A 696-nucleotide genomic window follows, 5' to 3' on the forward strand; every position below is an offset into this window, starting at 1 on the left:
CCAGCCGACCCGGAGCGCCCTTGGGCCGTGCCGCCCGAGCAGCCCGCCGACCCCGAGCGCCCCTGGGCCGTGGCTCCGGAGCAGCCCGCCGACCCCGAGCGCCCCTGGGCCGTCCAGCTGGAACAACCTGCGGATCCCGAGCGTCCCTGGGCCGAACAGCCCGCCGACGCCGGACGTTCGCAGACGTCCCGTTCCGGGCAGCCCGGTAATGCCGAACAACCATCGGTCGACTCCGGCCATCCCGGAGCCGTCCGTTCCGAACAGCCCGCGGACACCGAACGCCCTTGGCCGGAGCGGCCCGGCGATTCCGGCAATTTCCCGGTGATTCGTTCCGGGCAGCCCAGCGCCCCCGAGCAGCCCTGGGCAGCACAGCCGGAGCAACCCGCCGATCCCGAACGTCCGTGGGCCGAGCAGCCGGGCGAGGCCGAGCGGCCTTGGGCGGCACGCGCTGAACAAGCTGCCGATCCTGAACGGCCTTGGGCCGAGCGACCAGGCGAGGTCAAGCGGCCGTCGGCGACGCGAGCCGAAGGACCTGCCGACCCTGAGCGGCCCTGGGCCGAACAGCCGGGCGAGGCCGACCACCCTTGGGCCGCGCGCGCCGAAGGGCCTGCCGATCCCGAAAGGCCCTGGGCTGAGCAGCCTGGCGAGGCCGACCGCCCTTGGGCGGTGCGCGCCGAAGCGCCTGCCGAGGCCGAG

The 696-nt window shown here is 75.1% G+C and carries 1 protein-coding gene and 1 pseudogene; one reads left to right on the forward strand and one right to left on the reverse strand.

Annotation, left to right across the window (positions count from 1 at the left end; all coding sequences use genetic code 11):
- Positions 1-240: hypothetical protein (locus ACYVE7_RS35165; RefSeq protein ID WP_460371014.1), on the reverse strand; the 240-nt coding region annotated here is incomplete at its 3' end.
- An 81-nt stretch (positions 241-321) separates the two neighbouring features.
- On the opposite strand from ACYVE7_RS35165, the pseudogene ACYVE7_RS35170 reads away from it, so the two are divergent.
- A pseudogene (locus ACYVE7_RS35170) lies at positions 322-696 on the forward strand (hypothetical protein); the annotation flags it as partial.

This window comes from Actinocorallia lasiicapitis, assembly GCF_054778695.1.